This is a genomic window from Seohaeicola zhoushanensis, from assembly GCF_014656415.1.
GTDB classification, from domain to species: Bacteria; Pseudomonadota; Alphaproteobacteria; order Rhodobacterales; family Rhodobacteraceae; genus Seohaeicola_A; species Seohaeicola_A zhoushanensis.
The window spans coordinates 21,676-35,086 of sequence record NZ_BNCJ01000016.1 but is presented as its reverse complement, the minus strand read 5'-3'; the positions used below and the strand labels follow the sequence as shown (position 1 = coordinate 35,086).

Sequence of the window (13,411 nt, the reverse complement as noted above, 5' to 3'; positions counted from 1 at the left end):
TGGTCGGGCGCCGCCGTCGCGCGGTGCCCGGCCTGCGTCAAACGAGGAGGTATCCCATGTTCCTGATCGGCAGGGCCCTGTCCTACCTGGTCAAGTCGGCATCGCTCGTCGGAACCATCTGCGTCGTTCTGATGATGCTGCATGTCACCGCCGACGTCGTTGGACGCTATCTGTTCAACGCGCCGCTGCCCGGCACGATCGTCGTGGTCGCGAACTATTACATGATCATCATCGTCTTCATCGCCATCGGCGTGGCCGAGGAGCAGCGCTCGCATATCTCGGTCGATGTCTTCACCGACCTGCTGCCGGAACGCCCGCGCAACATGCTGTCGGTCTTCGCCACGCTGCTCACCATCGCGGTGACCGCCGTGCTGATGGTCGGCGGCTGGACCGAGGCCATGAAGAAGACAAGGATGGTCGCCACCAAGGAGCAGGGCTCGCAGCTTTTCGAAGTCTGGCAGAGCTACTGGTTCGTCCCGGTCGGCGCCGCGCTGATGATCGCGGTCGCGGCCTACCACGTCATCGTCATGGTGACCGGTGCGCGCAGCGGGCTGAGCGATACCGTCCCGGAGGCGAAGTTCATCAATGACTGACGCAGGAATCGGCCTGACCGGCCTCGCCACCCTGATCGCCCTGATCGCCGTGCGCGTGCCCATCGGCATCGCGCTGATCGGGGTGTCCTTCACCGGGCTCTACGTGCTCATGGGCCCGCGCGTGGCCTGGGGCGCGATGAGCATCGTGCCCTATGAATTCACCTCCAGCTGGATCCTCAGCTCGATACCGATGTTCCTCTTCCTGGGCTTCATCAGCTATCACACGCAGCTGACCAGGGGGATGTTCAACGCCGCGCGGATCTGGCTGGCGCGCTTTCCCGGCGGGTTGGCCATCGCCTCGATCTTCGGCTCGGCCGGCTTCGCGGCGGTTTCGGGGTCGTCCATCGCCTGTTCCGCGGCGATGGGGCGCATCGCCATCCCCGAGATGCTGAAGCACCGCTACCACCCCGAACTGGCAACCAGCACGGTGGCCGTGGCCGGGACCATCGGCGCGATGATCCCGCCCTCGATCATCCTGATCCTCTACGGCGTGATCGCGCAGATCTCGATCTCGCAACTCTTCCTTGGCGGGGTGATCGCGGGCCTGCTGACGGCTGCCGGCTATATCATCGTCGTGCTGGTGCGGGTCTGGCTCAACCCCGACCTCGCGCCCGACAAGGACGACAGCGTCACCCTGCGTGAAAAGCTCCTCGCCCTGCGCGAGACCTGGCCGATCCTGCTGATAATGCTGGGGATCTTCGGCGGGCTCTTCGGCGGCGTCTTCACCCCGACCGAGGCCGGGGCGGTGGGGGCATCGCTCGCCTGCCTCGTGGCAATCGTCACCGGGCAGATGACCCTGTCGCGCTTCCTCACGGCGGCGCGCGAAACGCTGATGACCACGGCTTCGCTGCTGCTGATCGCCATCGGCGCCAGCCTGCTGACGCGGTTCCTGGCCCTGTCCGGCGCGGGCGACTACCTGTCGAACGGCATCCTCTCCATCGCCTCGAACCCGGTGCTGCTGATGGTCGGCATCGTGCTGATCTACCTGCTGATGGGGATGTTCCTCGAACCCATCGGCGCCATGCTGCTGACGCTGCCGATCATCCTGCCGGTGGTCGATGCCTCGGGATGGAGCCTGCTGTGGTTCGGCGTGGTGCTGTGCAAGCTGCTCGAGATCGGGATGATCACCCCGCCGATCGGCATGAACGTCTTCGTCATCAAGAGCGTCGTGGGCGACCTGGTGAAGATCTCGTCGATCTTCCGGGGCGTGTTCTGGTTCGTGGTGATGGACCTCGTGCTCGTCGCGATCCTCTGCGCCTTCCCGGACCTTGTCCTCTGGCTGCCGAACCTGCTGAACTGACTTGACGCCGGTCCCTCGCGGGGGAGCGGAACACCAACGAACAAGAGGGCCATCGATGGACACCAACCACCTCATCCGACGCGCGCGCAGCCAGCAGCTGGGCGATCTTCTCCGCCGTTCCGCCGCGCGGGTGCCGGGGCGCACCGCGCTGGTCTTCCGTGACCAGCGCGACACTTTCGCCGAGCTTGACGCCGCGGTGAACCGGGCGGCCAATGCGCTGGCCGCCGAGGGCATCGAAAAGGGCGACCGCGTCGCGCTCTTGTCGCACAACAACCGCAGCTTCGTGGTGCTGCGTTTTGCGCTGGCAAGGCTGGGGGCGGTCACCACGCCGATCAACTTCATGCTGAACGCGGGCGACGTGGCCTACATCCTGCAGCATTCCGGTGTCCGGATGATGCTGGTCGAGGACGCGCTCTGCCCGGTTGCCGATGCCGCGATGGCGGAGATCGGGAAGGACCTGCCCAAGTTCGCGATCCCCCATGCCGGCGAGACGACGCCCGAGGGCTGGCGGCCGGTGTCGGACCTGCTCGACCATGCCGACGACACCGAGGTCTGGCGCGATGTCGGGTCCGACGACCCGATCCAGATGATGTTCACCAGCGGCACGGAATCGCGGCCCAAGGGCGCGCTGCTGACCTCGGGCGCGCTCTATGCGCAATATACCAGCTGCATCGCCGATGGTGAGATGCGCGAGGATGCGGTCTCGCTGCACTGCCTGCCGCTGTTTCACTGCGCGCAGCTCGACTGCTTCCTCAGCCCCGACCTCTACCTCGGCGTGCCCTCGATCCTGCATGACAAGGCCGACCCGGCCGAGATGCTGGCGGCGATCGAGGCCCATCGCGTCACCAAGCTGTTCTGTCCGCCGACGGTCTGGATCGGGCTGCTGCGGCATCCCGATTTCGACAAGCGCGACCTGAGCAGCCTGAACGCCGGCTACTACGGCGCCTCGATCATGCCGACTGCGGTGATCGAGGAGCTGGCGCGGCGGCTGCCGAACATGCGGCTCTTCAACTTCTATGGCCAGACCGAGATGGCGCCGATGGCGACGGTGCTGAAACCCGAGGACCAGATGCGCAAGCTGGGGTCGGCGGGGCGTCCGGCGGTCAATGTCGAGACGCGGGTGGTGGACGACTACGACCAGCCGCTGCCGGTCGGCGAGGTGGGTGAGATCGTGCATCGCAGCCCGCATCTCATCACCGAGTATTATGCCGACCCGGAGAAGACCGCCGATGCCTTCCGCAACGGCTGGTTCCACAGCGGCGACCTGGGGCGGTTCGACGAGGACGGGTATCTCTACGTCGTGGACCGCAAGAAGGACATGATCAAGACCGGGGGCGAGAACGTGGCCAGCCGCGAGGTGGAGGAGGCGATCTTCCGGCATCCGGCGGTGGCCGAGGTGGCGGTGATCGGGCTGCCGCATCCGACCTGGATCGAGGCGGTGACGGCCATCGTCGTCCCGAAAGCCGGGGCCGAGGTGACGGCGGCAGAGCTGTCGGACTATTGCCGCGAGGCGCTGGCGCATTTCAAGGCGCCGAAGCATATCGAGATCGCGAAGGAGCTGCCCAAGAATGCGAGCGGGAAGATCCTGAAGCGGGATCTTCGCGAGACCCTGCGGGGGGTTTTCGGCGAGAGGTGAGGGGGCCTGAAAACGGCCTTCGGAAAGTGTCCCAGCTAGGACGGGGGGTCAAGTATCTGAATATCAAGGGAAAGTCCTGGGAGTGTTTCTGGGACACCCTTTCAGCCCCCCTCAACCGCCCCCGATTTCCCCCAGCAGGCGGGCGGTTGCGGGCAGGCGGCGGAGGCTGGTTTCGATGGCCTTGCGCCAGCGCGGGCCGCGCGAGAGGGCGTCGAGATGGGCCTCGTGCAGCTCGTCGGGGCGGTCCTGCGCCAGCACCTCGATCAGCAGGGCGGCCTGGCGGCGGTCCTTCTCGGCCTTGAGCGCGTCGTCCCCGGCGCGGCGGCGGCTGGCGACGATCAGCTTGTGGATGGCAAAGCGTTCGGGCTGGGGGATCTGCACCAGCACGCCGCTGCGATAGGTCACGGCGGCGCGGATCGGCTGGGCGATCAGGTAGTTCAGGTGATGCAGCGCCTGCGCATCGACCCCGAGCGCGGGGAGTTCGCGCAGGCCCTCGTCCTCCTCGAAGGAGGGGGTCAGGAATTCGACCAGCGTGTCGCCGCGCGTCTGTTTCCAGCGCCAGGTGCGGCCGGCCTCGAGGCTGGGCTGCGGCGCGAAGGCGAAGTCGCGGAACACCTCTTCGAGCGGCGGCGCGGCGGCATCTTCGAGCGCCAGCGAGAGGCGCGAGAAACTGGCGATGTCGATGTCATCGGTCTGCGCCGCCATGTCGAGGCCGAAGCGGATGCCCAATTCGCCTTCGTAGAGCCTGAAGGCATGGGTGCCGACGATGGTGCCGCCCAGCCGGAACACCCCGGCCGCAGCCATGGCCGCCAGCAGGCTGCCGGTGGCGGCGTCGAGGCCGAGGAAGCCCTCGGCCCGCAGCAGGCGCACCAGCCGGGTGCGCGCGCGGCGGCGTTCCTCGGTCGCCGCTTTCAGCGCGGCGTGGTTGTCGAGGCGCGCCCGCAGGTTGTCGCTGTCCTCGCCGATATAGCGTTTGCGCACCTCGGAGCCGACGCGATAGCTGTCGTACCAATAGACCTTGCCGTTGCGCGCCACCCGGGTCGGCGTGCCGCGCATGTCTGAGACCGCATCGTCCTGCAACGAGCGCAGCAGGTCGTGATAAGCGGCATGGGCGATGGCGGAGTGGCGCTGGAACATGTCCTGGGGCTTTGTGTTCAACAAGGATCAGATTTGTTGAACATAGCGCATGTTCAACAAAAATGAAAGACGTTGAACACGAGGCGTCAAGCGGGCAGGCAGCTGCGCAGCACGATGGCCTGCACCGAGGCGCTGTACTCCTCCATGCTGACATTGCGGCGGCGGTATTTCGACCGCTTGATATACCATTCCTGCAGCAGCGGCTTGATGAGCGAGGCCAGAAGCACCGGCGTATCGGGGCGGAAGCGGCCCTGTTGCAGGCCCCGTTCGATGACGCGGGCGAAATAGTCTTCGGTAAGCGCCTCGTTGTCGACGGCAAGGCGGCGTTCCGAGCGGGGGAAGTGCTTGGCCTCCATGAAGCTGAAGACGAACCAGGGCTGCAGGATCTCGGTCAGCCGGATATGGGTGTCGATCAGCCATTCGAGGTGGCGCACCGGGTCGTCGGCCACATCGGCGGGCGGCGCTTCGAGCGCCAGCCGCACCTGCGCCGTCACCTCTTCGAGGATCATCCGCGCCAAGGTCGTCTTGCTGTCGAAATAGGCATAGAGCCCGCCCATCGAGATCCCCGAGGCGGCGGAGAGGTCGCGCAACGACATGCCGTGAAAGCTCTTGGCATTGGCGAGGTCGAGCGCGGCGGTGATGATCCGGGTCAGCTTGCGGATGGCGAATTCGGGTTTCTGGATCTGGATGGTGTCATGGTGCCGCTCCAGGATGGACCGGCAGAGGGCTTCGGTCGTGAGCGTCGTGCTGTCCAACATCCTGTTCCGGCCCGTCTGATCCGTTTTCCCGCCCTCACCAATAACGCTTGTTTGTCCGGTCACAACCTTCTAAGCAGTTTTTAGAGCGTTCGCTCGAAAAATGTGGAGGAAGCATGACAGAGACCGCAGCCCAACCCTCGATCTGGCCCGGACTGGCGGGCAAGCGGGCGCTTGTCACCGGGGGATCCTCGGGGCTTGGCACCCATTTCACCCGGCTTTTGGCGGGGCAGGGGGTGCAGGTGACAACCGCCGCGCGGCGGCGCGACCGGCTCGAAGCGCTCTGCGCCGAGCTGAACGCGGCCGGCGGACAGGTCGAGGCGCTGGAGATGGACGTGGCCGACGCGGCCTCGGTCGACACGGCGCTGGCCGGGCGGGTCTTCGACATCGTGGTGAACAACGCCGGGACGACACTGGCCGCCCCGGCGCTGGCGCATGACGCGGCGGCGATCGACCGGGTGATCGACACCAACCTCAAGGGGCCCTTCCATGTCGCCAATGCCACCGCGCGGGCGATGAAGGAGGCCGGCATCGGCGGCAGCATCGTCAATATCGCCTCGATCCTGGCGCTGCGGGTGGCGGGGCATGTCTCGGCCTATGCGGCCTCGAAGGCGGGGCTGGTGCAGCTCGGGAAATCGCTGGCGCTGGAATGGGCGCGCCACGGCATCCGGGTGAACAGCCTGTGCCCGGGCTATTTCGAAACCGAACTGAACAGCGAATTCTTCCAGACCGAGGAAGGCCACGCGCTGATCCGCCGGGTCCCGCAACGGCGGCTGGGGCGGATGGAGGACCTGGACGGCCCGCTGCTGCTGCTGGTCTCGGACCTCGGGCGGTTCATGACCGGTTCGGAAATCGTGGTCGATGGCGGCCACCACATCTCGTCACTCTGAGGAGCATCACATGGATTTCACCATCTCGCCGCGCGTCGAGGACTTCCGCGCGCGCATCGCCGATTTCGTCGAAAACCGGATCCTGCCGGTCGAGGCCGACCGCAGCAACTGGGACGCGCATGAGAACATCGCGCCCGAGCCGCTGGAGAAGCTGCGCGCCCAGGCCCGGGCCGAGGGTCTGTGGTGCCTGCAGCTGCGCCCCGAAACGGGCGGGCAGGGGATTGGCCGGCAGGGCATGGCGGTCTGCTATGAAGAGATGAACCGCTCGATCTTTGGCCCGGTGGTGTTCAACTCGGCGGCGCCGGACGACGGCAACATGATGGTGCTGGAGCAGGCCGGCACGCCCGAGCAGAAGGAGCGCTGGCTGAAGCCGATCGTCGAGGGCAAGGTGCGCTCGTCCTTCGTGATGACCGAGCCGCATCCGGGCGGCGGATCGGACCCCGGCATGATGATGACCAAGGCGACCCGCAAGGGCGACCGCTATGTCATCGAAGGGCGCAAGTGGTTCATCACCGGGGCCGAGGACGCGGCGCATTTCATCCTGATGGCGCGCACCTCGGACGATCCGCGGCGGGGGCTGACGGCCTTCCTGTTCCACCGCGACGAGCCCGGCTGGGAGATCGCGCGGCGGATCGAGATCATGGGGCCGGAAGAGCATGGCGGCCATTGCGAGCTGATCTTCGACGGGATGGAACTGGGCGCCGACCGGGTGCTGCTGGGCGAGGGCATGGGGCTGAAGGTGACGCAGATGCGGCTTGGTCCGGCGCGGCTGACCCATTGCATGCGCTGGCTGGGGCTGGCCAAGCGCTGCACCGAGATCGCCCAGGCCTATGCGGCCGAGCGGCAGGGCTTCGGCGTGCGGCTGGCGGACCGTGAGAGCATCCAGATCAAGATGGGCGACCTGGCCATGGGCATCGAGATCGGGCGGCTTCTGGTGATGAAGGCGGCCTGGGCGCTGGATCGGGGCAGCTTTGCGCGCAAGGAGGTCTCGATGGCGAAGATCCACGTCGCCAACCTGCTGCACAAGGCGGCGGACGTTGCGATCCAGGTGAACGGGGCGCGGGGCTATTCCAAGGACACGGTGCTAGAATGGATCTACCGCTATGCCCGCCAGGCACGGCTGGTCGACGGCGCCGACGAGGTGCACCAGATGGTTCTGAACCGTCACCTGTCGCAGGAAGGCCGCGACTTCTGGCGCTGGGATGCGGCGGAATGAGCGCAGCCGATCTCGACCTTGGTGCGCTGGAGCGCTGGCTGACCGGCAAGCTGCCGGGCGAAAGCGGGCTCTCGGTGCAGCGGATCAGCGGCGGGCAGTCGAACCCGACCTGGTTCGTCGACTTCGGCGCGGCCCGGTTGGTGCTGCGCAAGAAGCCGGCGGGGCCGGTGCTGAAGGGCGCCCATGCCATCGAGCGCGAGTTCCGGGTGCTGCGGGCGCTGGCCGACAGCGAGGTGCCGGTGCCCGAGGCGCTGTGGCTGGAGGAAGACACCGCCGTCCTGGGCACCGCCTTCTACGTGATGCGGCGGCTGGAGGGTCGGGTCTTTGCCGATTGCACCCTGCCGGGCATGGCCCCGGACGAGCGCCGCGCGATCTACCTGGAAATGGCGCGCGTGCTGGCACGGCTGCACGCGGTGCGGCCCGGCGATGTCGGGCTGGAGGACTTCGGCCGCCCCGGCAACTATTTCGAGCGGCAGCTGGCGCGCTGGTCGCGGCAATACCACGAGTCGACGGGACCACGGGTACCGGTGCTCGACCGGCTGCTGCCCTGGCTCGAAGCCAACCTGCCGCCCGATGACGGGGCGGTCTCGATCGTGCATGGCGACTTCCGCCTCGGCAACCTGATGTTCCACCCGACCGAGCGGCGCGTAGTGGGGGTGCTGGACTGGGAGCTCTCGACGCTGGGCCACCCGCTGGCCGATCTCGGCTATTGCGTGATGCCCTGGCGGTCGGGCCCGGAGGAATACGGCGGCATCCTCGGCACCGACTGGCGCGCGGGCGGAATCCCTACGGAAGACGACTTCGTCGCGGCCTATCACGCCGCCGCCCTGCCGACACCGCCGCTGACGCCCTTCCATGTCGCCTTCGCGATGTTCCGTTTCTCGGTCATCTTCGTCGGAATCGCCGACCGCGCCCGCGCCGGCAGCGCCGCCTCGGCCGAGGCGGACACGCTGGGACCGCTGGCCGAACGCTTTGCCATCCGGGCGCTGGAGGCCATAGAGGGCTAGTCGCGTTTGATCGAGAACAGGGGCGCCGGATGTTGCCGGCGCCCCTGTTCGTTTGGCACTTGCAGTGGGACCGCGCGCCAAAGGCAGCTCTTCCGCTGCATCGTGCCCATGTCAGCCGGCGAGCAGATCGGCGATGCCCTGTTCGATGAATGCAATATCGCGCCGAGCGCCGCCTCGAAGTCGCCGTTAAACCGGGGGTTGGCGTTGATATCGGCATTCTGCCAAGTAGCCTGCTGGGCCAGCACGTCATTGGCATCCCGCAGCGGTCCCTGCTGCGGACGGTCGAGGTAGGCGCGGGTGGTCGGCGTCGACTCGGTCAGGTGCAGACCTTGGCGGTAATAGTTCTGCCAGACGACCCAGCTGTCATAGATCGTCCGCATCAGGTCGAGCCCGCCCGCCCGCTGGCCGTCGTACTTGCCGTCCCGGTAGGCCGGGTCGAGCAGCAGCGCCTTGCTGATCGTGTCGAGGAAGCCATAGTTGTGGGCCGCCGTCCGGGCAGAACCGCAGAGTGCCAAGAGGCGCGGCACCATCTCGGGGAAGAGCGCGCCCCACTGCAAGGCGATCTGCGCCCCCATCGACCGGCCGATCACCGCGCGGAAAGCCTCGATCCCCCATAGTTCGGCCACCATGCGCCGTTGCAACAGAACGTTGTCGAGCAGCGTGGTCAGTGGAAACCGCGCCCGGTCGAAGGGTGCGGGGCTGTTGCTGGGCCAAGAGGAGCGGCCATTGCCAAGAATGCTCACCGCGATGATGAAATAGCGACGGGGGTCGAGCGGGCGGCCCGGTCCGATGATCCATTCGACCGTCTCGTGCGGGACGCCGAACCAGCTGGGGAACAGGATGGCATTGTCGCGCGCCGCGTTGAGCTGGCCATGCGTCTTGTAGGCAATGTGGATGCCGGGGAAGGGGGTTCCCGACTGGAGCGTGAAATCCTCAGCGATGAAGGCGTCCACGATACACTGGGCTATTCACACCGCCGCAGGCCCCTCGCGATCTGCGGCCCGAATTTGGCCGTCCAGCGCCGAACGGATTCATAGGACACGTCGATGCCTTGTTCGCGCAAAATTCCCTCGACCGCGCGTAGGCTCAGATTGAACCGAACATACAACCAGACCGCACGGGCGGTGATCTCAGGCGGGAACCGATGGCGCTTGAAGCTGACGGAAGGAGGCTGCATGCCATCCACCAGGCCAAGAACTCGACCGCGGCAACGCATTGCGGTCTAACGTGACAACGCCAGACCTAGGGTTCAACGCTTTGGTCGAATGATGCCGCTACACCAAGGAAGGCCTCGACGATCTTGCTCTCGGTCGCTTTCAGGCTGAACACTGTCTCGTGGCTGTTCAACCCCTGCATCTCGGCAATCGACAGATGCGAGACGCTGTCTGTCCGGGTCGTGCTGGCACGCCAGAGAAAGCCGATGCCCAACCCGTTCACGACCGCTTCGTAGAGCCCGTCGCGGGCGTCGAGCGTCAGGAAGGGGCGGGGCGACAGACCTGCGCGGGCAAACATCCGGTCGACGGCACGCTGGGTCGATGAACCGGAGGAGCGAAAGATCAACGGTTCGTTGGACAGGGCCCGCGCCGTGACCGTGCCCGCCCGCGCCAATGGATGGTCTGGCGGGGTGATGGCGATGACCTCGGAGGCCATCAGGTTCTGGCGGCGGAAGCGGTGATCGTTGGGCACGTCGGGCAGGATGCCGATGTCGCATTCGTGCGTGACCACCGAGCGGGTGATCTTCTGGTGCGAACCGGTCTCGACCTGCAGCGTCACGCCGGGATAGGCGCAGTGGAAGGCGGCGATGAGGGCCATTCCGGGCATCGCGTTGCCAAGACCGACGGTGATCTTACCCTCGCGCAGTGACGATCTGCTCAGCAGCAGGCGTTCGGCGTCGCTCCTTGCCTCGGCCATCCTTTCGGCGGAATCGCAAAGCTTGAGGCAGAGCCCGGTCGGCTGCAGCCGACCGGATTCGCGGGTGAAGAGCCGGACACCGAATTCGGCCTCCAGCGCGCGCACATGTGCGGATACGTTGGGCTGGCTGACACCCAGCAGGCGGGCGGCAGCGGCGTAGGAGCCGGATTCGGCCACGGCGCGAACGGCATCGAGCCGGGCATGACTTAGGGTCACGAGCGATTCTCCAAAATCGGGCTTTGGTTCTCTCAAGGTTTAGCTTCGCTTCGTTACGTCCATGTCACAGGCCGCGGCGAAAAGTCGGCCCGGAAGCAGGAACTTTCCGGCCGAGACAGGAGACCGCGACTTGGACGACGTTAAGCACTTCATTCCCCACAGTATCCGCCGCTCGGCGCTGGATCCTGCTGCCGTGGGGGAGGCCGGGATCGTGCTTTGCGATCTCGACGGTTGCCTTGTCTCGGATGGCCGTGCCTTCGACGAGGCGCCGGCCTTCGTCGCGGCCTGTGGCGCGCGGCTTTGGGTGATCTCGAATTGCTCGGATGCGACGGCTGACACGCTGTCGATGCGCCTCGCGCGCCTCGGGATGGTCGTGCCTGCCGAGCGGATCCTTCTCGCCGGCGTGGTGACGCTCGAATATCTCGCGCGGGTCGAAGGCGTGCGCCGTCTGCGGCTCTGGGCCGATCCGTCGCTGAAAGCGCGGGCGCGGGTGCTGGGCATGGATCCGGAGGCCGAGACGCCCGAGGCGGTGCTGCTCTGCCGCGATCCGGCGGTGACGGTCGAGACCATGGGGCCGATACTGGCCGACCTGGCTGCCGGCGCCGTGCTGTGGGTTGCAAACGAAGACCTGTCGCACCCCGCCCAGGATGGCCAGCCGGTGGCCGAGACCGGCGCCCTGCTGGCGGCGCTGCGCGCCATTCGGCCCGGCCTGCGCTGGAGCAGTCTCGGCAAGCCCGACCCGTCGATGCTGCTGACCGCGCTGGAGCGTAGCGGACATGAGCCTGGGGCGGCGATCTTCGTCGGGGACAATCCCGATACCGACGGCTTGGCCGCAGCGGCCGCGGGCATTTCCTTTCTGCACATCCAGCGGAGCGCCCGGCAATGATCGCCTACCTGGTGAAGATTCCCGTGAAGGCGATGGTGACGCTCTTTGCCATCGTGACAGTGACCTTCGTGGCCACGCGGCTGTCGGGCAACCCCATCGACACCTTTCTCGGTGACGGGTTGACGGCCGAGGGCCGGGAAGAGCTGATCCGCTACTTCCAGCTCGACGGCACGCTGCTGCAGCAATACCTGGCCTTCCTGCGCGGCGTCCTGTCGGGCGAATTCGGCCTGAGCTTCATCGACCGCCGCCCGGTCACCGAGGTGGTCGCGGAACGGCTCCGGCCCTCGGCGCAACTGCTGCTGGCGTCGGTGGCGCTGACCGTGGTGGTTTCCTTGCCGCTGGGGGTGCTGGGCGCGGTTTATCGCAAGAGCTGGGTCGGATCGGCCGTGATGATGCTGGCCTTCGCGGGCTATGCCGTGCCGTCCTTCGTGCTCGCCATCGTGATGATCCTGATCTTCTCCTACTGGCTCAACTGGTTGCCGGTGGTTGGGAACGGCAGTTTTCTCCACTTCATCATGCCGACCATCGCCATGTCCGGCGTGCTGATCGCGGCGCTGACCCGTTTCACCCGCAACGCGATGCTCGACGTGCTGGGGCAGGACTTCATCCGCACCGCCCGCGCCAAGGGGCTGAGCGAGGCCCGGGTGGTCCTGCGTCACGGGCTCGGCAATGCGGGGGTCACCGTGATCTCGGTCATCGGGTTGCAGATCGCCGGCCTTGCCGCCGCCGGCAGCGTGGTTGTCGAAAGCATCTTCTCGTGGCCCGGCATCGGCCAGCTTCTGGTGAATGCCGCGATCATGCGGGACTACCCGACGCTGCAGTTCGGCGTCATCGCGGTCGCGGTTGCCGTCGTCGTCATCAATGCGCTCACCGACGTCGCCTATGCGCTGGCCGATCCGCGCATTCGCCTGTCCAGCGCGTGAGGGGCCTTGTCATGACCATCGCCGCAGATCCCGCCTTTGCCGCAGAGCGCCGCCGCAAGCCGCGCCGGGCCGATCCGATCCAGAAGGTTGCCATCGGCATTGCCGCGCTGCTTGCCGCCTCGGCCCTGCTGGCGCCGTTGATCGCCCCGTACGACCCGCTGGCGCAGAGCCTGCTCAGCCGCCTGCGTCCTCCGATCGGGTTCGAACGCTTCGCGGCAGGGCACTTCGCCGGTACCGACGAGCTGGGACGGGACGTGCTGTCCCGTTCGCTCCACGGGCTGCGGCTCACCCTTGCGCTGGCTTTTGCGGGGGCGGTGATCGGCCTGCTGATCGGCGGCGCACTGGGGCTGATCGCGGGCCTGCGCCGCGGCTGGGTCGAGGATACGATCATGGCGCTGGTCGACATGCAGATCGCCATTCCCTTCACCCTGGTCGCACTGCTGGTGCTTTCGCTCATGGGATCTAGCCTGACGGTGCTTGTCCTGGTGCTGGGCATCGCCGGATGGGAGCAATACGCCCGTATCGTGCGCGCCGAGGCGCGCCGGCTTTCGGTCCAGCCCTTCCTCGAAGCGGCGCGGACCGCGGGGGCAGGGCCGGTCTATACCGCTGTCCGCCACATCCTGCCCAATCTCGTCTCGCCGCTGGTGGTGCAGTTCACCCTGGCGCTGTCGAACATCGTCATCCTGGAAAGCACGCTGAGCTTCCTGGGCCTGGGCGTGCAGCCGCCGCAACCCTCGCTGGGCTCGATGGTCGGGCTGGGCCGCGACTACATGCCGACGGCTCCCTGGATCGTGCTGGCCCCCGCCGCGCTGATCGTGGCGCTGACCTTCTCCGTGCAGATCCTTGGCGACTGGCTGCGTGACCGCGCCGATGTCCGCCTGCGCGACCGCTGACAAACGAGAAGAGCCGGCGAACCGGCCTGACCAAAGCCTTTCAACCCA

General features: G+C 66.8%; 13 protein-coding genes and 1 pseudogene. 9 read left to right on the top strand and 5 right to left on the bottom strand.

Going from position 1 to position 13,411, the window contains the following annotated elements:
• The first annotated feature begins 56 nt into the window (after positions 1-56).
• The 3 genes from IE266_RS20085 to IE266_RS20075 are packed head-to-tail and all read left to right on the top strand — an operon-like array spanning position 57 to position 3,529.
• A complete protein-coding gene (locus tag IE266_RS20085; RefSeq protein ID WP_189681913.1) occupies positions 57-593 on the top strand; it encodes a TRAP transporter small permease in 537 nt (178 codons plus the stop codon).
• Entirely contained in the window at positions 586-1,893 is a 1,308-nt protein-coding gene (locus tag IE266_RS20080) for a TRAP transporter large permease (protein ID WP_189681912.1), read from the top strand. The genes IE266_RS20085 and IE266_RS20080 overlap by 8 nt, the downstream gene beginning before the upstream one ends.
• 55 nt (positions 1,894-1,948) lie before the next feature.
• Complete coding sequence (locus IE266_RS20075; protein ID WP_189681911.1) at positions 1,949-3,529, top strand: acyl-CoA synthetase; 1,581 nt, start codon at positions 1,949-1,951, stop codon at positions 3,527-3,529.
• Between the two features lie 111 nt (positions 3,530-3,640).
• On the opposite strand, the gene IE266_RS20070 is transcribed toward IE266_RS20075, so the two are convergent.
• Together IE266_RS20070 and IE266_RS20065 are read right to left on the bottom strand one after the other, a co-directional pair.
• On the bottom strand, positions 3,641-4,666 hold the full coding sequence (locus IE266_RS20070) for a nucleotidyltransferase family protein (RefSeq protein WP_189681974.1): 1,026 nt from the start codon (positions 4,664-4,666) through the stop codon (positions 3,641-3,643).
• 86 nt (positions 4,667-4,752) lie between these two features.
• Positions 4,753-5,421, bottom strand: coding sequence for a TetR/AcrR family transcriptional regulator (locus IE266_RS20065; protein ID WP_229864325.1), 669 nt, complete (start codon positions 5,419-5,421; stop codon positions 4,753-4,755).
• A 116-nt stretch (positions 5,422-5,537) separates the two neighbouring features.
• On the opposite strand from IE266_RS20065, the gene IE266_RS20060 reads away from it, so the two are divergent.
• From IE266_RS20060 to IE266_RS20050, 3 genes are read left to right on the top strand one after another with little or no spacing between them, the layout of a single operon-like run.
• Complete coding sequence (locus tag IE266_RS20060) at positions 5,538-6,311, top strand: SDR family NAD(P)-dependent oxidoreductase (RefSeq protein ID WP_189681909.1); 774 nt, start codon at positions 5,538-5,540, stop codon at positions 6,309-6,311.
• Positions 6,312-6,321: 10 nt separating this feature from the next.
• Complete coding sequence (locus IE266_RS20055; protein WP_189681908.1) at positions 6,322-7,527, top strand: acyl-CoA dehydrogenase family protein; 1,206 nt, start codon at positions 6,322-6,324, stop codon at positions 7,525-7,527.
• Complete coding sequence (locus IE266_RS20050; protein WP_189681907.1) at positions 7,524-8,534, top strand: phosphotransferase family protein; 1,011 nt, start codon at positions 7,524-7,526, stop codon at positions 8,532-8,534. Before IE266_RS20055 ends, IE266_RS20050 begins: the two co-directional genes overlap by 4 nt.
• Here IE266_RS20050 and IE266_RS20045 read toward each other — a convergent pair.
• From IE266_RS20045 to IE266_RS20040, 3 genes and pseudogenes are all read right to left on the bottom strand, one after another.
• The gene (locus IE266_RS20045; protein WP_189681906.1) at positions 8,531-9,487 is read right to left on the bottom strand and encodes an alpha/beta fold hydrolase; all 957 of its coding nucleotides are present in this window, start codon (positions 9,485-9,487) and stop codon (positions 8,531-8,533) included. The two genes, IE266_RS20050 and IE266_RS20045, sit on opposite strands and share 4 nt — an antisense overlap.
• Positions 9,488-9,510: 23 nt before the next feature.
• Positions 9,511-9,711: pseudogene (locus tag IE266_RS26955) on the bottom strand (IS6 family transposase); the annotation flags it as partial.
• 65 nt (positions 9,712-9,776) lie between these two features.
• A complete protein-coding gene (locus IE266_RS20040) occupies positions 9,777-10,661 on the bottom strand; it encodes a LysR substrate-binding domain-containing protein (RefSeq protein ID WP_189681905.1) in 885 nt (294 codons plus the stop codon).
• Between the two features lie 130 nt (positions 10,662-10,791).
• Here IE266_RS20040 and IE266_RS20035 point away from each other — a divergent pair, with 130 nt between their 5' ends.
• Genes IE266_RS20035 through IE266_RS20025 form a run of 3 tightly spaced genes read left to right on the top strand, consistent with a single transcriptional unit; the run spans position 10,792 to position 13,363 of the window.
• A complete protein-coding gene (locus IE266_RS20035) occupies positions 10,792-11,547 on the top strand; it encodes an HAD family hydrolase (protein WP_189681904.1) in 756 nt (251 codons plus the stop codon).
• The gene (locus IE266_RS20030) at positions 11,544-12,470 is read left to right on the top strand and encodes an ABC transporter permease (protein WP_189681903.1); all 927 of its coding nucleotides are present in this window, start codon (positions 11,544-11,546) and stop codon (positions 12,468-12,470) included. The genes IE266_RS20035 and IE266_RS20030 overlap by 4 nt, the downstream gene beginning before the upstream one ends.
• A gap of 11 nt (positions 12,471-12,481) precedes the next feature.
• The gene (locus IE266_RS20025) at positions 12,482-13,363 is read left to right on the top strand and encodes an ABC transporter permease (protein WP_189681902.1); all 882 of its coding nucleotides are present in this window, start codon (positions 12,482-12,484) and stop codon (positions 13,361-13,363) included.
• The last annotated feature ends 48 nt before the right edge of the window (positions 13,364-13,411 follow it).

What these genes read in the sequence shown, in the direction of transcription:
- IE266_RS20085 (WP_189681913.1), top strand. Translation starts at nt 57, where the DNA reads ATGTTCCTGATCGGCAGGGCCCTGTCCTACCTGGTCAAGTCGGCATCG.
- IE266_RS20080 (WP_189681912.1), top strand. Translation starts at nt 586, where the DNA reads ATGACTGACGCAGGAATCGGCCTGACCGGCCTCGCCACCCTGATCGCC.
- IE266_RS20075 (WP_189681911.1), top strand. Translation starts at nt 1,949, where the DNA reads ATGGACACCAACCACCTCATCCGACGCGCGCGCAGCCAGCAGCTGGGC.
- IE266_RS20070 (WP_189681974.1), bottom strand. Translation starts at nt 4,666, where the DNA reads ATGTTCCAGCGCCACTCCGCCATCGCCCATGCCGCTTATCACGACCTG.
- IE266_RS20060 (WP_189681909.1), top strand. Translation starts at nt 5,538, where the DNA reads ATGACAGAGACCGCAGCCCAACCCTCGATCTGGCCCGGACTGGCGGGC.
- IE266_RS20055 (WP_189681908.1), top strand. Translation starts at nt 6,322, where the DNA reads ATGGATTTCACCATCTCGCCGCGCGTCGAGGACTTCCGCGCGCGCATC.
- IE266_RS20050 (WP_189681907.1), top strand. Translation starts at nt 7,524, where the DNA reads ATGAGCGCAGCCGATCTCGACCTTGGTGCGCTGGAGCGCTGGCTGACC.
- IE266_RS20030 (WP_189681903.1), top strand. Translation starts at nt 11,544, where the DNA reads ATGATCGCCTACCTGGTGAAGATTCCCGTGAAGGCGATGGTGACGCTC.
- IE266_RS20025 (WP_189681902.1), top strand. Translation starts at nt 12,482, where the DNA reads ATGACCATCGCCGCAGATCCCGCCTTTGCCGCAGAGCGCCGCCGCAAG.